At 63.5% G+C, this 18740-nt stretch carries 16 protein-coding genes and 3 tRNA genes; 14 read left to right on the top strand and 5 right to left on the bottom strand.

Features of this window, described 5'->3' with window-relative positions; all coding sequences use genetic code 11:
- Window positions 1-68 precede the first annotated feature (68 nt).
- The 3 genes from C7438_RS09115 (at window position 69) to holA (ending at window position 4404) form a co-directional block, all read left to right on the top strand.
- A complete protein-coding gene (locus tag C7438_RS09115; RefSeq protein ID WP_121443783.1) occupies window positions 69-632 on the top strand; it encodes a hypothetical protein in 564 nt (187 codons plus the stop codon).
- A 77-nt stretch (window positions 633-709) separates the two neighbouring features.
- Window positions 710-2935 carry an ATP-dependent DNA helicase gene (locus C7438_RS02745; RefSeq protein WP_121443782.1) on the top strand — a complete coding sequence of 742 codons (2226 nt, stop codon included), beginning with the start codon at window positions 710-712 and terminating at the stop codon, window positions 2933-2935.
- Between the two features lie 197 nt (window positions 2936-3132).
- A complete protein-coding gene (holA, locus tag C7438_RS02740) occupies window positions 3133-4404 on the top strand; it encodes a DNA polymerase III subunit delta (protein ID WP_170143509.1) in 1272 nt (423 codons plus the stop codon).
- Between the two features lie 226 nt (window positions 4405-4630).
- Here holA and rpsT read toward each other — a convergent pair whose 3' ends face one another.
- On the bottom strand, window positions 4631-4936 hold the full coding sequence (gene rpsT, locus C7438_RS02730) for a 30S ribosomal protein S20 (RefSeq protein ID WP_121443779.1): 306 nt from the start codon (window positions 4934-4936) through the stop codon (window positions 4631-4633).
- A gap of 206 nt (window positions 4937-5142) precedes the next feature.
- Between rpsT and mgsA the strand changes: the two genes are divergently transcribed.
- Complete coding sequence (gene mgsA, locus C7438_RS02725) at window positions 5143-5628, top strand: methylglyoxal synthase (protein WP_121443778.1); 486 nt, start codon at window positions 5143-5145, stop codon at window positions 5626-5628.
- Between the two features lie 116 nt (window positions 5629-5744).
- On the opposite strand, the gene C7438_RS02720 is transcribed toward mgsA, so the two are convergent.
- Both C7438_RS02720 and C7438_RS02715 read right to left on the bottom strand, forming a co-directional pair.
- On the bottom strand, window positions 5745-5954 hold the full coding sequence (locus C7438_RS02720) for a hypothetical protein (protein WP_121443777.1): 210 nt from the start codon (window positions 5952-5954) through the stop codon (window positions 5745-5747).
- A gap of 45 nt (window positions 5955-5999) precedes the next feature.
- Window positions 6000-7424, bottom strand: coding sequence for an NAD(P)/FAD-dependent oxidoreductase (locus C7438_RS02715; RefSeq protein WP_121443776.1), 1425 nt, complete (start codon window positions 7422-7424; stop codon window positions 6000-6002).
- A 359-nt stretch (window positions 7425-7783) separates the two neighbouring features.
- Here C7438_RS02715 and gpr point away from each other — a divergent pair, with 359 nt between their 5' ends.
- The 7 genes from gpr (at window position 7784) to C7438_RS09230 (ending at window position 11771) form a co-directional block, all read left to right on the top strand.
- Window positions 7784-8878, top strand: coding sequence for a GPR endopeptidase (gene gpr / locus C7438_RS02710; protein WP_121443775.1), 1095 nt, complete (start codon window positions 7784-7786; stop codon window positions 8876-8878).
- 92 nt (window positions 8879-8970) lie between these two features.
- Entirely contained in the window at window positions 8971-10038 is a 1068-nt protein-coding gene (gene spoIIP, locus C7438_RS02705; protein WP_121443774.1) for a stage II sporulation protein P, read from the top strand.
- A complete protein-coding gene (locus C7438_RS02700; protein WP_121443773.1) occupies window positions 10035-10424 on the top strand; it encodes a hypothetical protein in 390 nt (129 codons plus the stop codon). Before spoIIP ends, C7438_RS02700 begins: the two co-directional genes overlap by 4 nt.
- 264 nt (window positions 10425-10688) lie before the next feature.
- Window positions 10689-10764 (top strand) — tRNA-Pro (locus C7438_RS02695).
- Between the two features lie 63 nt (window positions 10765-10827).
- Window positions 10828-10912, top strand: a tRNA-Leu gene (locus C7438_RS02690).
- A 4-nt stretch (window positions 10913-10916) separates the two neighbouring features.
- A tRNA-Val gene (locus C7438_RS02685) sits at window positions 10917-10993 on the top strand.
- Between the two features lie 310 nt (window positions 10994-11303).
- Window positions 11304-11771, top strand: a complete 468-nt coding sequence (locus tag C7438_RS09230; RefSeq protein ID WP_211322029.1) for a NifB/NifX family molybdenum-iron cluster-binding protein — start codon at window positions 11304-11306, stop codon at window positions 11769-11771.
- A gap of 186 nt (window positions 11772-11957) precedes the next feature.
- On the opposite strand, the gene C7438_RS02675 is transcribed toward C7438_RS09230, so the two are convergent.
- The gene (locus C7438_RS02675) at window positions 11958-12560 is read right to left on the bottom strand and encodes a hypothetical protein (RefSeq protein ID WP_121443772.1); all 603 of its coding nucleotides are present in this window, start codon (window positions 12558-12560) and stop codon (window positions 11958-11960) included.
- Window positions 12561-13059: 499 nt separating this feature from the next.
- Between C7438_RS02675 and C7438_RS02670 the strand changes: the two genes are divergently transcribed.
- Window positions 13060-15324 (top strand): GGDEF domain-containing protein, encoded by a 2265-nt coding sequence (locus C7438_RS02670; RefSeq protein ID WP_121443771.1) that lies wholly within the window; start codon window positions 13060-13062, stop codon window positions 15322-15324.
- A 67-nt stretch (window positions 15325-15391) separates the two neighbouring features.
- Here C7438_RS02670 and C7438_RS02665 read toward each other — a convergent pair whose 3' ends face one another.
- Entirely contained in the window at window positions 15392-16330 is a 939-nt protein-coding gene (locus tag C7438_RS02665; protein ID WP_252393313.1) for a glycoside hydrolase family 130 protein, read from the bottom strand.
- 303 nt (window positions 16331-16633) lie between these two features.
- Between C7438_RS02665 and C7438_RS02660 the strand changes: the two genes are divergently transcribed.
- Together C7438_RS02660 and C7438_RS02655 are read left to right on the top strand one after the other, a co-directional pair.
- A complete protein-coding gene (locus tag C7438_RS02660; protein WP_121443770.1) occupies window positions 16634-17311 on the top strand; it encodes a TetR/AcrR family transcriptional regulator in 678 nt (225 codons plus the stop codon).
- Between the two features lie 109 nt (window positions 17312-17420).
- Complete coding sequence (locus C7438_RS02655) at window positions 17421-18740, top strand: HlyD family secretion protein (RefSeq protein ID WP_170143508.1); 1320 nt, start codon at window positions 17421-17423, stop codon at window positions 18738-18740.

The raw sequence follows: 18740 nt of genomic DNA, 5'->3' as shown, positions 1-18740 counted from the left end.
GCCGCCCGAATGGCGGCGCCTTGCCCGTGCATGCCATATAATAGTCTCGACGAGAGGAGGGGGCCGTCGTGGTCGATCGGACGAAGAAGTGGGAGGCGCTCAAGCGTTTTCTCCAAACCGGTCCCCTGGATCCTCCCCGCCTTGCCGCCGTGGCCTTTCTCGCTGGGCGGCTCGAGCGCGTTCGGTTCGTCTCCGACATCGAATCCTCTCCGGTAGGGGTACGCATTTCCACGCGCAAGCGAGCCCTGTGGCCGAACGTCCCCTTTTTCGCCCGCGTCCACGGGGTGGAAGTCCCCGATCCCTTTCTCTTCATCGCAGCTCTGGCGACGAGCGACGAGACGGTCGACGTCCTCCTCGAAGTCGACCCAGAAGAGCGGGAGGACGGCTGGCTCGACGCGGTCCTTGAGGACACCGAACAAGAGACCCCGCAAGAACGCGTAGACGCCCTGCGGGCGGAAATCGACCGCCTTCTCGACATCTACAACGAAATCCGCCGCGGGTTAGAAGGTGCGGAAGAAGGGCGAGAGGACTACCGCCGCTTTCTCGAAATCGCCCAGAGAGACATCGAAGCGCTCACACGCGAACTGCGCGAACGCGCCGCGGAGCTGAACGGCCGGAAAACGACCGGATAGTTGGAGAACCGCCCGCTTCGAGCGGATCCCGACGGCCGCAGATGCCCGTGGAGGCGGCGGGGAGGTGGTGGGGTACGGTGGACGAGCTTCGGGCGAAGCTCGAAAGGTACGCGGAAGCCCTGTTTGCCGAAGGCGGGATCCTTTCTCAGATCCTCCCGGGGTACAGGCCGCGGCACGTGCAGCGTGAGCTCTACCGGGTGCTCGTCGAGTCCTTCCTGACCGGTCGTCCCCTTCTCGCCGAGGCCGCGACCGGGACAGGGAAGACTTTGGCGTACCTCTTGGCCGCTTCGTTGTACGCCGTCCTCGCGGAGGATACGGTGGTCGTCGCGACGCACACGTTGCCCTTGCAGGAACAGATCGTCGACCGGGAGTGGCCGGTAGCCCGCGAGGCCCTCAGGCGGCTAGGCCTTCCCGTACCCCGCCTCGAAATCGCCCGCGGCCGGGGAAACTACGTCTGCCTCAGGCGGCTGTTCGCCTGGGCGGAGCCCATCCTCACCGGCCACGCCCGAAGTTCGGGAGTTCCCTACGTTCCGCTCGCCGTCGAACTCGTCGGTCAAGCCCTGGAGCTTGAGGAAGGGCTTCGGGACGAGTTTCCGCTAAAGATCCCGGCAGAGGTTTGGGAGGAGATTCGTGCGGATCCCGACGACTGCCTGCACCACGCCTCCCCCTACTACGGCCGCTGCTACGTCCAGCGGGCACGCCGCCGCCTGGCGGAGGCAGAGGTCGTCGTCACGAACCACGCCCTCTACCTCACGGACGTCGCCCGCAGCCGGGCCGGAGAGGCGGGGGTTTTGCCTCCCCACGGGCGCGTCCTCTTCGACGAGGCGCACCGGTTGGCGGACGTATTTCCCGCGTTCTTCGGCCGGGAAATCACCCTAGGCCGCGCCTACGCGCTGTACGACGAAGTGCGTCGGCGACGGCGGGCGTGGGTAAACCACGCCTTTCCCAACGAAGGCGAACGGGCGCATTTCCTCTACCTCTTGGAAAACTTCCTCGTCGGCTTTCGCAAGACGTTTGAAGAGATCGTCCGGCGGGTATTTCCCGCTGCGGCAGTCGAAGGGAACGGACCGCTCTCGCTCTTCGGGGACGGCGAAGGGATGGAGCGCGCCGGACGTCTCGCCCCTCCGTTTGACGTTTCCCGGCACGAACGGGGGGCGTACGAGGTCCTCCGGAATTTCCTCACGCGTAAGCGCGAGGAATTCGACGCCTCCGATCCGGGAGCCGTGGGGATTCGCGGTTTTCTCCGCCGCCTCGATGCTCTGGAACAGGATCTTTCCTTTTTCCTCGCCGGCGAGGGCGGTGACGCCTGGGTGTACGGCTGGTCCTTCTCGGGTTTGGAAGTTCGCCGTGGGGAGGCTACGAAGGGAGACACCCTCCTTCCTGCGTCTTCGGGCGCGGAAGTGCAGAGCCGTACTGCCTTCCCTCCTCCGGAGAACGTGGCGTTTTTTGCCCGACCTCTCGATGCCGGTGAGGTGCTCGGCGACCATTGGGAGAAGGTCGCGCCCGTATTTTTGAGCGCCACGCTCGCCGTTGCCGGGGAAGTGGACCTCTTTGCCCGAGAAATGGGACTCCGCACCTACACGAAGTTCCTCTCGGAGCCCCCGCCGGGCACCTTTGGGCGGATCCTCTATGTCGGAATGCGCGAGGGCCCCTTCCCACCCGCGGGTACCCGGGCTCTCGACCACCACACTCCGTTCGTGACGGAAAAGCTCAAGGAGCTCTACCCGTACCTCGGCGGCAAAGTCCTCGTCCTCTTTACGAACTTCCGTGTGATCGAAGAAGTCGCCGCGTCGCTCTCGCCCTGGGCCGAGGCGGAAGGGGTGGAGGTACTCGCCCACACGCCGGCAAGTTCGCGCGAGGAGCTCCTCGAGCGCTTTCGGCAAGCGCAGCGCGCCCTCCTCCTCGGAAACGATACCTTTTGGGAGGGGATCGACCTTCGCGGGGAATCCTTGCGTGCGGTCGTGATCACCAAGATCCCTTTTCCCAACCCGCGCGATCCTTTGGTGGCGGCCTTGGCCGCGCGCCATTCGGGGGACGTAGGAGACGAATTCCGCGCCTACATGCTCCCCAAGGCCATCGTCAAGCTCCGCCAAGGTCTGGGCCGCCTTATCCGCCACGAATCGGACCGTGGCGTCGTCGTCTTCCTCGATCCGCGCCTCTTCCGCCGCTCCTACGGGCGCCTGATCTTGAGTTCCCTTCCCCGCGGACTTTGGGGGGAGATCGGCGACATCCCGATCTTCTTTGCCGAAGCGAGCGGGGAGGGGGAAGGCAAAACCGGCGATGCGGCTTCCTCACCGCTCTAACTCGGACAACGTCCGAGGCACAATTTGGCGGGATTCGTTCCGCACTCGGCGCGTACGCTCGCGTGCGGTCGGCACACACTAAGATCGCCACGCTTCCCGCCCGAGCAGTCGGTCCGCGGACGAATGCTCGGCGTTTCCATAGAGGGAAAGGTGGCGTCGGGGCCGTAAGGCCCCTTTCCCTTTGGGGGGGGAACGACGTGACCGCTTCTTCATCGGACAAGCAGAAGAGGAGGCGTTCGGCCGCTCAAGAGGACGAACCGAAGGGAAAACTTCCCCTCGCTGTACTCGTCGGGGAGGATGTGTCTCTCCTCGAGGCGGTAGCCCGCTTTCTGATAGCCTCTCTCCGGCAGGGGGGAGACGGAATTCGGCGGGAAGGGGAGGAGGAAGGGGGCGCTTGTCCCGGAGGGGAACTCGGCGCTCGGTTTTGCGCAGCCGTTTCCGCCTCCTTTCCGCAATGGAGCCAGAAGTTGGACCTCGCCGCGCTCGATCCGGCGAAGCCCGAGACGGGCGCGTCGTCCCTTGCGGCGGAGGGATTTGAAACCGTCGTCCTCGACGCGGAGGCCGACGGGTGGGAGGCTGTGGTTCGGGAGTGGGCCTCCGGATCGTTTTTCTCCTCGGGTAAGATCCTCTGGGTAAAGGGAGCGACGTTTCTCGGGACGGCGGAGGGCGGCAAGTCCCTCAAGGATTTCGAGGCCTGGGCGGAGGAAGCGGGGCGAAGTTGGCCGCCGGAGACCGCACTCGTCGTCTTCGTGCCGCAAGCACACCTCGATCGGCGCAAGCGCACGGTTGCCTGGGTGGAACGACGTGCCGCGGGCGTACTCACCCTCGCGCTCCCCGGAGCGCGGCAGCGCGTCGCCTTCGTACAGGAGGTCGCCCGTGCGAACGGTGTACGGTTTACGGAAGACGCGTTGGCCTACCTCGAGTACGCGTTGCCCGCGGAGTACTCGGCCTTGCGTCTCGCCGTAGACAAAATTCTCCTCTACGCCCGAACTCGGAAGGGCGAGGCGCTCGACGGCGAAGACGTCCGCCTCCTCGTCCCGCCTCCGGAAGAAGGGGACGCCTTTCCCCTCCTTTCCGCCGTATGGCGCGGAGACGTGCGGGAGATGGAAATGCACTGGTCGGCCCTTCCCGGCGGCCCAAACCAGGCGATTCGGCTCCTCGCCCTCGTCGCGCAGCGCATCGAGCGTTTCCTCGTCCTCCGTCACCTGCAAGAGCGGGGACACCGTACGGAATCGGAGCTCGCCCGCGCCTCCGGCATGCATCCTTACGCCGTCCGTATGGCCCTGCGCGAAAGCGCTCGCTATTCCGAGGAAGAGCTCGTACGCTTCTACCTCGAAGCCGCGGAGTTGGACGGGCGCTTCAAGAGCATCTACCGCGAAGAAGAACGGCGCGAAGCCCTATGGTTGTTTTTTCTCGAAATCGCGACGAAGGTCGCCCGTCCCACCCGTTCGTCTTCGTCGGCAGGATGAGGTCCTTCTTTTCGGACGAAAAAGGCGCGGTCCTGACGCCCGAACGCATCTTTGCTGATCCCGTGTCTCTTTTGCCCATTGCACGCTTCTTTAGCATCCCTTCGGTTTTCCCGTACGAAGGGCACGTTCCTTTGCTCTCCTCGGTTTCTTTTCTTTGCGTGGTGCAGCGGTGCAAAGAAAAGATTATCAGGGGATAAAAAAAACCGGCCCCCCTTGGGGCCGGCGCTTAGGCTTCTTCCGCAGAGCCGCCTGTTTGCGCGAGACTTGCGGCGTACGCGTTTACCTTGGCCATAAGGCGCGATTTCTTGCGCGCTGCCTTGTTCCGATGGATGACGCCCTTGGACGCGGCCATTTCAAGGCGCTTGGCGGCGATGTTGTACAGTTCGCGGACCTTTTCCAGAGGTTCTCCGTTTTTGATCGCACGCTCGAGTTGCTTGATGCGGATGCGCAGGTCCGCCTTGATGAGCAGGTTGCGCTGGCGCCGCTTCAAGCTCTGGCGCAGGCGCTTTTCCGCCGACCGCGTATTGGGCATGAAATCCCCTCCTCGATGAGTCGGATGGTTGCGGTTTCGCGTCTTCCGTATGGGAATGCGCGTGCGTGCATGCCGCTTCTTCCGTACAATGTGAGGCGAACGTTCCGTGCGGCGCTCCGCATGAACCGCATCTCGTCGAGAGTCACGAAAAACAGTCTACCATGTACAAGGAGAAGGCGCAAGGGAGGATTGCGCCTGAGCGGGGGATGAACGTGGTTTCGCCCGAACAGCGTCCGACGCTTCACATCGCCCTCATCGCCCACGACCGCAAAAAGGACGACCTCGTCCGCCTCCTCACCGCGTACCGTCCGCTTCTCGAGAGGCACGTCCTCTTCGCCACAGGTACGACGGGGAAACGGCTGCGGGAGGAAGTGGGGCTTCCCGTACGCCCCTTTGCTTCCGGCCCGTATGGCGGGGACCAACAGATCGGAGCCCTAATCGCCTGCAACCTCGTCGACGCCGTAATCTTCCTCCGCGACCCGCTCACCGCACAGCCCCACGAACCCGACGTGAGCGCGCTCCTGCGCGTCGCCGACGTGTACGACGTCCCCATTGCCACAAACGAAGGGACGGCGGAGGTCCTCTTACGTGCCTTGGGTGAGGGCCTCTTGGACTTCCGGGCGGTGTACCGCGGACAGGCGCACGACGACGGAAACGACTTCTGCCGCCGCTGCGCCGAAGCCCTCGCCTGAAGAAGGGAAACGAAAAGGCGCTCCGGACGCGGCTCTGCCCGGAGCGCCTGGCTTTTCCTGCGTTCCCGAACGCCAGGGATTCGGCGCACCTGGGAACTTTCGGGGGCTCTCCCGCTCTACTTCCTTTCTTCCTCCCGCATCTGCTCTTTGATCTTTTTTGCGGGTTGGCCGAAGATCGCCATGAGCATGCGGATGTTGATCACGGCAAAGCGGTACATCTGATACAGGTAGCATTTCCGCCAGAAGCGCGAGAACGGAGGCGCCTTGCGAATTTCCTCGTGACCCATTCGAGGCAGCGCGACCAACTCCTCCGAGCGAATGGCCATGGAAATTCCCTCCCTTTGCCGAAGGTTTCTCGGGCCCGTATGCCCTTAGCCGGGAATGTAGCTCCAACCGGGGAGGCCCTTCATCTTGTAGATGAACGTCGTGTGCAGGATCCGCTTGATCCATGCACCGGCAAGCCCAAGCTCCATCCGCGTGATGTCCGGGTCGCGCCCGAATTCGGGGTAGAGCTTGTAGTTGGGCACTACCGGGTACATGATGATCGTCGAGGCTTCGCCGCGGAAAATGGAAGCGTCCAGCGAGGCCACGCACGAGCCCGGCATTTCCGTCATCGGCTCTTCGTGGGACGCGGGGCGTCCGTGAAGCAGGTCGACGAGGTTTTTCGCCACAGCCATTCCGATGAGCGAGGCCGTCATGCCCGTGCGGGGGACCGTCGGCTGGATGAGCCGTCCGGAAGGTGTGTAGAGCGGCTTCGACACCGCCCCCGGCGGGGCAAACGCGATTCCGGCGGCAAAGATGTTGGGGAAGATGGGGTTCTGGTAGAGCTTGGGCCAGTCGTCTTCCGTGAGCTCCTCCCACTTCTTCCCGTACCGGCCGTCGACCTTGAGGAATCCCGCAGGGTTTGTGAGCTCCTTCGTGAGGTCGCTTCCGTCACGGCCTACGTAGGCGATGCGCGCCCCCTTAAAGGGCGGGATGAGCATGGCGAAGTCGTACGGGAGAACCCCCTGTTCGCCGCGGGCGTTTTCCCAGTAGATTTTTCCCGGTTCCACGCGCGTTACCGCCGTCTGGATTTGCGTCTTGATGCCGAACTCCCCGTACAAGGCCTCGCTTACGTCGCGGGAGGTGACGATCTTGTCGCCCCGGCGGAAGACGAGGCCGCCCACGCCGAGATCGCCGAGCTCCGGTTCGTTGGAAAGCCAGGTAATCTCCGCGTTGTGGCGGAGTCCGCGGCGGACGAGGTCCGCGTGTACGTTCGTGATGTACTCCACGGCCGCCCCCTGGCACGTTGCCGTGGGGTGGCCGACGCCGATCACGATCTTGACTCGGTCCCCTTGCTTCAGGCGTTCGACGATTTGGAGGTATGCCTTGCGCGTCTCTTCGGCGTGAGACGCCGTGCAGATGGAGTAGGTGGTCCCGTGCTCGGGACCCATGCCCGGCGTCTCTTCAAAGGCGAGATGAGGCCCGGTGGCGTTCACGAGGTAGTCGTAGGAGATCTCCTCGCGTCCGCCGCCCACGTATTCGATGACGACCTTCTGCGTTTCGGGATGGATTTCGCGGGCGTAGGCTCGCTTGTAGGTGATGTTGAACTTGCGGTACACCGGCTCCAGGGGGAAGGTGGCCTGGTGGACCTTCATCCGGTCGACGCCGACCCAGACGAGCGAGGGTTGGTACGTGAAGTACTCGGCGGGCGTGACCATGACGACCTCGTGGTTCCGCTTGCCGATGTACTTGCGGAGATAAAAGGCGGCAGTCTGACCGGCAAAGCCGGACCCGAGAATCACGATGCGGGCCATGGTGTGTCCTCCTTTCTTCCGGAGCAGACTACCTCGGGAGGAAAGGCGTATGCGCTTTCGCATGCGCTTTCCCGACTGCCCCGGTGCGATCTTTGTGCCGCCCTCCGCTCTCCGAGAGTTTCGGTCGGCCCGTGGGCTCGCATCCGGCGAGTGAAAGCGGTTGTGCGAGCGGTTGCATTTTGGCCTAGAGGCAAGCGCTTCCGTCGTCCTTCGAGACGTCCCTAGGATGCCCCGAAAGACATACATCCCCGGGCTGGGGCTGACACAACTTTGTCACAATCACAGTCTAGCACCCATGATGTCACTATGTCAATAGTGCAAACGAGAAAAAGGGACCGACTTCGCGAGGAGGGACGGGTATGGAACGCCCTCTAGCCTTTCCGGATCTCATGCGTACGGACTTAGCCCTAGAAGCGCGAGAGGCCGTTCGCGCCCGCGACGGGGGAGATGTGGACGGAGTAGAGGTAGACGTCGAAGAGGAGGACGGCATGCGGATCACGCGCATGGAAATTCGCACGGACGCCGCGGCGGACCGCCTCGGGAAGGCGAAGGGGAGGTACACGACTCTCGAAGCCCCTCGCCTGCGCGAAGAAGACCGCACGTTCCTTCCCCGCGTCGTAGACCGCCTCGCCTCCGAGATGCACCGGTATTTCGCGGATTTCGGGATCGGTCCAGACGATCTCGTGCTCGTCGTCGGGCTCGGCAACCGCGACGTCACGCCAGACGCCCTCGGCCCCGAAGTCGTTGCCCGCGTTCACGTCACGAATCACCTCTTTGGCGCGGAAGGCGTCGACGTTTCTGGGTTTCGGCCCGTAGCCGCCGTGGCCCCTGGGGTTTTGGGGACGACGGGGATCGAAACGGGGGAAATCGTCGCCGCGCTGGCGCGCGCCGTCGCCCCTCGGGCCATTGTCGCCGTCGACGCTCTGCGCGCCCACCGCCTCGATCGCCTGCACACGACGGTGCAACTTTCGGACACGGGGATCGTGCCGGGGTCGGGTCTGGGTATGAAGCGCCGACCGCTCACGCGGGAAGAACTCGGGGTACCCGTGCTCGCCGTCGGGATCCCCACGGTGGTAGACGCCGCGACGATTGTGGCCGATACGCTCCACGTCCTCGAGCGCTCGATCGGACGGCAGTTGTCCTGGGAGGCCGATCCTCCGCCAAGGGGGAGGCTCGTCTCTCCCGACGCGCTTCCCGGGATTACCTCCTCGCCCATACGCGAATCCAAACCTACGTCCGAGGTGCGTCAGGCAATCTTGGGTTTTCTCGGAGAGCTTTCGGACGACGAGCGCCGCTCCCTCTTCGTCGAGGTCCTCGGCCCCGTAGAGTACAACTTCATCGTCACCCCCAAAGACATCGACGCCTTCATCGACCGGGCCGCCACCTTTTTGGCTGCGGCGCTGAACCGCGCCCTTCACCCCGACGTCACGGCGGACAACTACGGCGTCTTTTGAGGCTTTCGGGAATACGACCGCCCCCCCTTGCATACGGTGATCTACCGAGACGCGCGGGAGATCCGACTCGGACAAGCAAGGGGGGGTGCGTCGTGCGACGTACGCGGAAATTCTCGCCCGTTTCTTTCCTCCTCGACTTCCTCTTCGTCGTCGGGGGCATTGCTGTTTTAGGAATGGCCCTCGGGAAGTCCTTTGCCTCTTTGCCGCCCCAAACCCACCTCACCCTCCTTTTGCCTCCGTACGGGGAGACGGTCGACCGCGAGACGCTCGCACACGCCGTAGTCTCGAAGCTACCGCTGCTCGGAGGACTTCCCGATCCGTACGCGAGCGGAGCGGGGAGCGACGCCCCCCTTCCCGGGGATCTTTCCGGGGTACTCCCGCCGAAGGAGAAAGGAGAAGGGAAGCCCCCGACCCAAGAGCCTTCGGAGCAAGGGCTTCCCGTACACGCTCCCAAGCCGGACCTCGCCCAGGTCAAGGCCAACCTCCCCGTGGTGCTGGTCTACCACACGCACAACCGCGAGTCGTGGGTCGAGGTCACCCGCGGGCGAAAGGAGAGCTATGGCCTTGATCCCGAGGTGAACATCACCCTCGTAGGCAAGGCCTTCGTCGACGAGCTCAACCGCCTGGGCGTTCCGACCTTGCACGACACGACGGACATCTACGCCCTCCTCCTCCGCGACGGGCTCACCTACGGGCACTCGTATGCCAAATCGCGCGAGGTCGTAGAGACCTACCTCTCCAAAAACCCGCGCATCACCTACGTGTTCGACATCCACCGCGACGGCGTCCCCCGAGAGCAGTCGACCGTGCAAATCGACGGACGCCCCTACGCCAAGGTCATGTTTGTGATCGGAAAGGGAAATCCAAACTGGCAGGCGAACGCCGCCCTTGCCCAGGAACTCGTCCGCCGTCTCGAGGCGCGCTACCCCGGAATCACACGGCCTACGGTGTACCACGAGCGGACGGAAGGACGGAACGGAGAGTACAATCAGTCCCTCTCCCCGAACGCCCTGACCGTGGAAATCGGCGGCATCGAAAATACGCGCGAGGAAAGCGAGCGCACCGCCCGTCTTCTCGCCCGGGTGTTCTTTGAGTACTACGCGGATGCCGTTCCCGTCGTCCGCCAGATCGTCGGCGAAAACGGAGGGGAGGCAAAGTGAAGAACTCCTTTCTCACGGTAAGCCTCGTCCTCGCCCTGGCGTTTTTTTTCGGCTTCGTATTAGGTCTCAGCTTCGGCGAACTCGTACGCGACCGCCCTGCGGCGGGGTCGGGGGGAGAACGAAGTACCGCATCGAATCAGGCGGCTTCTTCTGGCCCGCACGCCGTCTCCGAGGTACGCACTTCCCCGACGGACGATGCGGCACGTAGGGATGCGCATACCGGGCCGGAGACCTCCGAAGAAACGCGCGAGGTTTCGCACTCCGCGCCTTCCGACCCTCTCGGGGTAGAAGAAGGGTTTCTCGCCTCTCTTGGGAAGTTTCTCGGGAATCGCCTGGAGGCGGGGACGCGAAACGCCGTGCGCTTCCTTCCGGGATCCGATCCGTAAGCTCATCCCGTGTACGTCCAAGAGGACCCGAAGCCGCCGCTGCACGGCCGTCTCCTGCAAATTCCCCGGGATCTCTAGGGGAGGGCGCGGGCGGACACGGGGAGGGGCACCCCCACGAGAAAACTTTTCAGACCCCCACGTAACCGCTGTCGCCGCGGAGATCCAGTCCGTCACCCCACGAAAAAACTTTTCGGATCCCCCTTGACGTCCGCCGACGGATTCGGTATGATGTTTCTTGCCGGTTCGCGAAAGGGAGCCAAACGTCGGGACGTGGCGCAGGTGGTAGCGCGTACCCTTGGGGTGGGTAAGGTCGCGGGTTCAAGTCCCGCCGTTCCGACCAGGCCTACATCCTGCCGCGGGCAGGTTCAGGTGCCGGAACCGAGAGGCTCTGGTACCGTCATGTGCGGTGGTGGTGGAATTGGTAGACACGCTATCTTGAGGGGGTAGTGCCGCAAGGCGTGCGAGTTCGAGTCTCGCCCACCGCACCAAGGTGGATCCTTAGCTCAGTTGGTTAGAGCGCTACCTTGACATGGTAGAGGCCGGGGGTTCGAGTCCCTCAGGGTCCACCATACGAAAGCAAACAACGGCGCAGGTTTCCCTGCGCCGTTTTCGTTTGCATTCGGTCCGTTCGTGTCATCCTTTTACACCGGCGTCCATGCCGATGATCCTTCGGTTTTTCCACCAAGCGGCAAAAAGAAGTACGGCTGTCCCCCGTTCTGCGCTCGTTCTCCCATCCTGTGGTACAATAGGAAAAGCCGGTAATCGGCAGATGCCCAATTTCGACTCACCGCCGCCGCCAGACGAGGGATGGGCATTCCGTGGGGCACTCGGCCCGCGGGAGGAGGACAAATACGCACGTTTGTATAAGGAGGGTTAGTCGTGCGCGTCGCCATTGCCGTGCTTCGCAGCGGGAGGATGAATCCGCACTTCGGTCGTGCCAAGACCATTGCCATTGCCACCGTAGAAAACGGGACGATCACCCAATGGGAAGAGGTGGAGAGCGACTTCGCCCACCTCCATCCCGGGCATCACCACGGGCCGCACCACGCCCACGACCATCATCACGGCGACGAGGAAGCCGAGGACCACGACCACGATCACGATCACGATCACGACCACGATCACGAGCACGAGCATGAAGACGACGAAGAAGTTCGGCGCCACCGCGACGCCGTGTTCGACTTTTTGAAGCGCCACCGCGTGGACGTGGTCCTTCTCGACCACATCGGCCACGGCATGCGGCGGGCCCAAAAAGAGGGTTTGCGGCTCGTCCTGGTAAATCCCAAAATGGGCACGGCAAGGGAAATCGTCGAGGCCTTCGCCCGCGGCGAAATCGGCAGGGCATAAGGCACGATCGCATTGGTACGGACTTCCGCAAGAGCGGCGCACCGGGCTGCGCCGCGGCGGGAATCGAGCGAACACGAATAAGAGCCCCCGGAAACTTCCGGGGGCTTGCATTTTTGGTGCCGATGCTTCTGCACAAAGCCCGGACGGCTTTCCGCCCGTGCGCAAGTTCCGCCGGTTTTGCCGCCCTTAGAGGCTCTTGCGCAGAAGTTCGTTGTGTTCCACGCCGATCGGTGCTTCGGCGATCTTTTCCAGCGTGAGGGAGTTGTCCGCCCCGAGCACCACACGGTTGAAGAAGAAGAACCCCTTTTCCAGATCGAAGGTGAACGTGTACACGTTCCGGTTCTTGAGCCCTTCGGCGAGGGAGGGGTCTTCTTCGAGAACCTTCTTCACAAAGCCCGGCGCCCAGATGCGCACGTGGAAGAAGACGTCTGCCTTGCACGAGGTGTCCTTGAGCGCCCGGAGGAACGCCCGGGTGAGCGGAAGGTTGACGTCAGCACCCGCTTCGCCGCCGAAGGCCGTAAATACCAAACTCGACCCGGCGAGTCCTTCCAAAGCCGACTTCACTTGGTCTTCCGATTCCGCCATCGTCGTCACGACGCGGCGCGTTCCGCCGTAGTGCGCGACGTAAGCCGCCTCGATTGCGCCCGTGAGGCTCGCGCAGATGTACGTCTTGTTCGTGAGGATTCCGAGCGTACCCTTTACGCCGATCGCGTTGGCAATAGCCTCTCCGACTACGCGTCCCGTGAGCGCCCGGAGCGTAAACTGCTCTGCAAGGGTAAGGGATGCCATGGGAGTCCCTCCTCGGCGATTTATTTTCATTCTCACCACGCATATAGTACATTTTCCCGCCCTCGGAGTCAAGCCAGGGCGAAAAGATCTCGCAGTAAGCGAGCATACCCTTCAGAGGTCTTCGGCATTCGTCCGGCTGTGTGCGGTTGGCTTTTTCTGAAGACCTTTCCCGTATGCGGGTCGGCTCTACCCAGGGTCCTCTCCGTGCGATTTACTTTGCGAAAGGCCGTTTCCGAGGCTTCGGCAATGGGGGACCTTTCGCTCGCGTCCCATCGGCGTTTTCCTAAGCCCATAGGGAGAACTCCTGGTCGTTCTTGGGTCTTTCCTCCCGGGCCGAGCGGCAGAGATTTTTCGGTGAATGTGGTTGCATCTTGTCGATAAGTCGGGTATACGTAAGAAAGTGGACGTATACGAATCTTGGCAAGCGTTTGGCCTAAGACGCAGGTCCCGAGTCAGATCGCTTCGGATACGTACCCGGGGTCACGAGGAGGCGGCGACCATGCTCGGGTTTGTTCCCCTTCGAGGCGGGGAAGGGGAAGTTTGGACGCCCGAGTCCCTCGCCCAGACGGGAGCCAACGCCCTTCTCTACTTCGACGTCGAGAAGTTCGGTGAGCTCGAAGCGCGCTTCGGCGTCCATCGGATGGAAGAGGTTTTAGGCCTATTGGATGCTGCCTTGATCGATCTTTGGGAGCGGCGTCAATTCGTGACCGCCGCCTTTCGGTCCTTCGGCGACGACTACTTCGTCCTCGTGCAGGTCGTAGGCGAAGAGGCGGAAGACGTTGTCCGCGCCGCTCGGGCGATTGCCGAGTTCGTCCGCGACGAACTCGTCGCCGCCGTCTCCCGAAGCGATCCGGAGGTGGGGGCAGAGCTTCGCTTTCACGTGAGCGCGGTTCCGCTTCTCCACTTTTCGCCGGAGAACGCCGCCCGTTTTTTATACAGCGCCGTAAAACGCGCCCTCACCTTTGCCAAGGTTCCGCGTGCGGAAGAAACCCATTCCCTCCGTTCGGAGATTTCGGCGATCGTAGAAGAGGGCAATATCCGCGTTCTCTTTCAACCCATCTTCCGCCTCGACACGGGGGAAATCCTCGGATTCGAAGCGCTTACCCGCGGACCGGCGGGTTCTCCGTGGGAGAGCCCCCTCGTCCTCTTCGCTCAGGCGGAGCGCGTGGGACTCCTCCACGTCCTGGAGCGTCGCGTTCGAGAAAAGGCGATTCGGGAAATCGTCCCCTACCTCCGCCGCGTGGGCGGCGGCGCGCGCCTCTTCCTCAACGTGAGCCCTTCCGTCCTCTTGGATCCGAGCTTTCGCCCCTACACGACCAAGGAGTTCCTCCTTCGCTTTGGCCTTTCTCCGGAAGAGGTCGTCTTCGAAGTCACGGAGGAGCAGGCCGTAGGTACGCCGGAGCTCCTTCGGGAGGTAACTCGCTATTACCGCGAGCAAGGCTTCCGCATCGCCCTGGACGATGCGGGATCGGGCTACAACTCCCTCAGGCGAATCCTCGAACTACGGCCCGATTACATCAAGATCGACCGTTCCCTCATCGCGGACTTGGACCGTGACCTCGTAAAGCAAAGCCTGCTCGAAGGAATCGTTCAGTTTGCCACGAAGGCCGGAAGCCACCTCATTGCCGAGGGCGTAGAGACGGAGGGAGAGTTTGCCCAGTTGGTCCGCCTCGGCGTGGCATGCGGCCAAGGGTTTTTCCTCGGGCGGCCGCAACACCCGCCCTCCTTGAGCCTTCCGGCAGAGGCCGAGGAAACCCTCCGCCGAAACCGTCGCGCCGTCGACCTCAAGAGCCTGACGAAGACGGTGCGGGAGATCATGCAGCCTGTTTCCGCGGTTCCGCCGGAGATGCCCGTTTCGCAGCTCAAGGAGTACTTCGACCTTTTGGGGGAGGACGTCGTATTCGTAGTCGAAGAAGGGGAATACTTAGGCGTAGTTCAGCGGTCGCGGTTAGATGGGCTTCTCTCCACGCAGTACGGATACGCCCTCTACATCCGCAAGCAGGCGGGAGAAGTCGCCACGCGCGACGCCCTCGTCCTCGCCCCCAACGTCCCCGTAGACACGGCGGCGCGCCTCCTCCTCGAACCCGGAAGGGAAGGTCGGCTGTGCGAACCGATCGTCGTCGCCGAGGACCGAAAGCCATTGGGAATTGTTCCTCTCGCCTCGCTTCTCGATTACCTCGCCAACGTAAAGGCGGAGGTCTTGCGGCTTACGAATCCGCTTACCGGTCTTCCGGGAAACCACCTGATCAACCGCGCGCTTGCGGATTTCTTCGCCCGCGGGCAGCCGTTTTCCTTTGCCTACATCGACCTGAACCGCTTTAAGGCCTTTAACGACCGTTTCGGCTTTCAGCGCGGCGACGAGGTGATCCGCTTTCTCGCCGACGTCCTGCGGGAAGTGGAGACGGTGATCCCCGAAGCCTTCGTGGGCCACGTCGGAGGGGACGACTTTGTCGCCCTTTTGCCGCAGGAGTTCGCCGACCGCTTTGCGGACCTCGTCTTTGCCCGCTTCCGCGCCGAACGCAAGCTCTTCCTCCAAGGGATCGCGGGACGCAAGGCGGGAACGCCCGACGAAGAGCTCCTCACCCTTTCCGTCGTCCTCGTCCACTGTCTAGATCCCCTTCGCGGCGACCCCCTCATGCTCTCGGAGGCCGCGGCCCTCTTGAAAAAACGCGCCAAAGAACGTCCTTCCGATGTGTACCTCGCGGCGACGGCCTCGGAGGTCTTTTCTCCCCAAACTCCGGAAGGTCGGGCCGAAGAAGGGTGAACGTCCGGTCCGCGGAAGGCAGGGCAGCGGCGGTCCCGATGCCCGCCGCCCCCGAGACCTCACCCGATTACGCGAGTCTCACGAGTTGATCTACGATCCGGTCCTTGCCCTGGGCGGCGACCCCGAGGACCGTATCCGCCGCTCCGTAGTAGACGTAGTAGGCCCCATCCTTTTCCACGGAACCGCAGCTGAAGACGACGTTAGGGACGAGGCCTTCCCGTTCCCACGGGAGTTCCGGCTCGAGGACGGGATGGGGGTAGCGCGCGAGGACATTTGTGGGGTCTTCCAAATCGAGCAAGGCCACCCCCAGGCGATAGACGTTCGCCTCGTCCACGGCGTGGTAGAAGAGCACCCACCCTTCCCGAGTCTTGTGGGGCGGTCCACCGATGCCCACCTTTTTGCTTTCCCAGGTCCCGGGGATGGTGGGGAGGAGGATTTGGTGGTCTTCCCACCGGACAAGGTCCTCGGAAAAGGCGATCCAGATATGCGGAATCCGCCGGTGGAGGAGCGCGTAGCGCCCCCGGATTCGTTCGGGGAAGAGGGCGACGTCTTTGTTCACCTCATCGAGAAGCACCCGCCGGCCTTCCCAGCTGCGGAGGTCGCGGGAAAAGGCGATCTTGGGGCGGTAGTCGAACCAGCTTCTCCCGCCGAAGGCGGTGTAGACCATCGCGTAGGTGCCTTCGATTTCCGTCACCCGCGGATCTTCTACCCCCCAATCTTCGTCTTCGCCGTAGGGGAGGAGCACCGGTTCGTCGAAGCGTTCGAAGCGAATCCCGTCCCCCACGGCGTAGCCGATCACAGAGGTAAACTTGCGCGCAGGATCGGGTTCCGGAGAGTCGAGGAAAAAGGGCTTGTCGCTTGCCCGGTACAAGAGGTGCACGTATCCGTCGCGGAGAACCGCCGCAGCGTTGAACACCGCTGCCCGTTCCCACGGGATGTGCGGCCTCGGTTCGAGGATCGGTCGATCGCTGAGCCGTTCCAACTTGAGCAAAGGGCGTGCCCCCACGAGTCCTTCCCTCCCGTACGTGCCCATCTTCCGACATAAGAGGGAGAGTTTCAAGTACTTGACGGACGGGGCCTTCGGACGTAGAATTCCCCTTGTGCCCGGTTTAGACTAGACGGTCTAGTATGGTCACGCCGGCGCAAGGAAACGCGTTTCCGCCCCTCGGGGCTTCGAGGGAGGACGGGGGTGGAGCGCGGAACCTTGAAACCCCAGGCGGGGGAACGGGACGGCGCGCTTCCCGAAAGGGCGCCCTCCGCGCTGCAGGACTGCACCGTGACCAACGCATCCAGCTCGAGGAGGTGCTGTATGGAGGGAAACGGGTCGACGGAAAGAGGGACTTTCAACGGGTTTTCGTACCGCTTGGGGGAGACGTATGCGCATGCCGGAGAGCGCGTGCAGCGCGTGCTGCGCACCGCCCTCGTCCTCTTTTCCGAACGCGGCTATGAGGGCGTGTCCATGGACGCGATTGCGGAGGCCAGCGGCGTAGCGAAGCAGACGCTTTACAACTACTTCCCCTCGAAAGAAGCCCTCTTTCGCGAAGTGCTGGCGGGTGCCGTACGCTTCCTCACGGAAAAGACCGAAGAAACCTACGAAGCCGCGCGCGGGCTTTCCCCCGCGGAGCGCTGGCGCCGCGTCCTGTGGACGAAGCTCGAACTCCTTTGCGCACACCGTTCTCTCCTTCGCCTTCTCGTCCGCTTTTCGTCCCGGGGGCGCGTGGCGGATCTCGACGTTCAGGAGATCTTTGCCCCGTACTTTTCCCTGCTCGACCGGCTCCTCGCGTCGGAAAGGGAAAGCGGGCGGGCATCGTTTGCCTGTGCGGTCGAGGATGTTTCCGGCTGCGTCACGGACCTCTTTGCGGGCGCCGTCGTAGGAGGGCTCGCCCTCGCCGTCCTCCGCCGGGCTCTACAGGAACGTCCCCCGACGGAGCGGGAAAAGGAGGCACTCGTAGCCTTTTACCTGCGGGCTCTGGGGTTTGCCCCGTAACCGGCGACGGAGTCCGGAACGTTGTCCGACGGGCAAGCCGGGCCTCTATGCTCTTCCGCGCGCGATCTGCGATCTGCACGACAACAACAGGGAAAGGGAGGGAAAGGTCGTGCGACGGCTCTTCCGCATCGTTTCCTTCGTCCCGGAGAAGTCTCGCCTTTTCGTTCGCCGCCTGGGAGAGACGCTTCGCGTTTGGCTGTCCCGCGCGAGGGAAAGCTCCCGTCTGCGCCGGGCAGCGGTGAGCGTCGCCTTTGTCGTCGCCGTCCTCGCCCTCTCTGCCGGGGCATACGTCCTTCTCGTAGGGCACGTGCAGGCCGACACACCGCAGGGATTTACCGTCGAGGGCATCGTCCAGCAGCGGGAAGTGCGCCTTTCGTTCCTCGTCGGTGGACGCCTCGCCGAACTTTCCGTCGGCCTCGGAGACGAGGTAAAGGAGGGGCAGGTGCTCGCCCGTCTCGACGATCAGGACCTCAAGACCAAGCTCGAGCGGGCTCAGGCCGCCGTGGCCCAAGCGGAAGCCGCCGTGCGCAAGGCGCAAGAAGGGAAAACCCTCACGGACGCGCAGACGGCCGCCGTTTTGGCGCAGGTGCAGGCCAAGGTCGCCCAGGCGCAGGCGAAGTACAACGCCCTCAAGTCCGGCCCGCGCCCTGAGGAAATCGCCATGCTCGAGGCGAAGCTCGCGGCCGCCACGACCGTATACGAGCAGGCCGTAAGCGCCCGCGACACGTTGGCCAAGGCACTCGAAGAGACCACGAAGCTCGTCCAGATGGGGAAGGCCGACCCTGCTACGCTCACCGAACTTTCGCTTAAACTCGACGAGGCGAAGGCCAAGGTGGCCCAAGCGGAGGCAGAAAAGCGAGCAACCGAAGAACAGCTCGCCCTTGCCCGCAAAGGCGTGCGCAAGGAAGAGCTGGACGCGGCGCAGGCGCAGCTCGAAGAGGCGCAGGCGGCCCTCCGCCAGGCTCAGGCCGGCCGCGATCAGGTGAAGCTGGCCGATGCGGACGTCGCCCTTGCCGAAGGGAAGCTCGCCGAGGCCCGGGCGGCCGTCAAGGAAGTCGAGGACTACCTCGCCCACACCGTGCTTACGGCACCCTTCGACGGGCAGGTCGTGCGCAAGTTCGTCGAACCATTTGAAGTCGTCGGGCAGGGGATGCCCGTCCTCACCCTCGCGGATCCGCGCGAGAAGTGGGCGGACTTTTACGTCCCGGAGGACCGCATCGCCAACGTTCGCGTCGGAGACCGCGTTACGGTCTGGGTGGAGGGGAAGGAGGTGCCGGGATCTGTCGTCGCCGTCTCCGGCGCCCCGCAGTTCGCCGTACGCAAGGCGACGAACCACCTCCACGAAACGGACCTGCGGAGCTACCTCGTGCGCGTAAAGCTCCCCGCGGACGTGCGTGCGGGCGCCACGGCGCGCTGGGAGGTGCGGTGA

The organism is Brockia lithotrophica, assembly GCF_003633725.1.
Lineage (GTDB): Bacteria > Bacillota > Bacilli > Thermicanales > DSM-22653 > Brockia > Brockia lithotrophica.
The sequence above is the reverse complement of the archived record's forward strand: the minus strand, read 5'-3'. Positions and strand labels throughout refer to the sequence as shown.

What these genes read in the sequence shown, in the direction of transcription:
- rpsT (WP_121443779.1), bottom strand. Translation starts at nt 4,936, where the DNA reads ATGCCCAATACGCGGTCGGCGGAAAAGCGCCTGCGCCAGAGCTTGAAG.
- mgsA (WP_121443778.1), top strand. Translation starts at nt 5,143, where the DNA reads ATGAACGTGGTTTCGCCCGAACAGCGTCCGACGCTTCACATCGCCCTC.
- C7438_RS02720 (WP_121443777.1), bottom strand. Translation starts at nt 5,954, where the DNA reads ATGGCCATTCGCTCGGAGGAGTTGGTCGCGCTGCCTCGAATGGGTCAC.
- C7438_RS02715 (WP_121443776.1), bottom strand. Translation starts at nt 7,424, where the DNA reads ATGGCCCGCATCGTGATTCTCGGGTCCGGCTTTGCCGGTCAGACTGCC.
- gpr (WP_121443775.1), top strand. Translation starts at nt 7,784, where the DNA reads ATGGAACGCCCTCTAGCCTTTCCGGATCTCATGCGTACGGACTTAGCC.
- C7438_RS02675 (WP_121443772.1), bottom strand. Translation starts at nt 12,560, where the DNA reads ATGGCATCCCTTACCCTTGCAGAGCAGTTTACGCTCCGGGCGCTCACG.
- C7438_RS02670 (WP_121443771.1), top strand. Translation starts at nt 13,060, where the DNA reads ATGCTCGGGTTTGTTCCCCTTCGAGGCGGGGAAGGGGAAGTTTGGACG.
- C7438_RS02660 (WP_121443770.1), top strand. Translation starts at nt 16,634, where the DNA reads ATGGAGGGAAACGGGTCGACGGAAAGAGGGACTTTCAACGGGTTTTCG.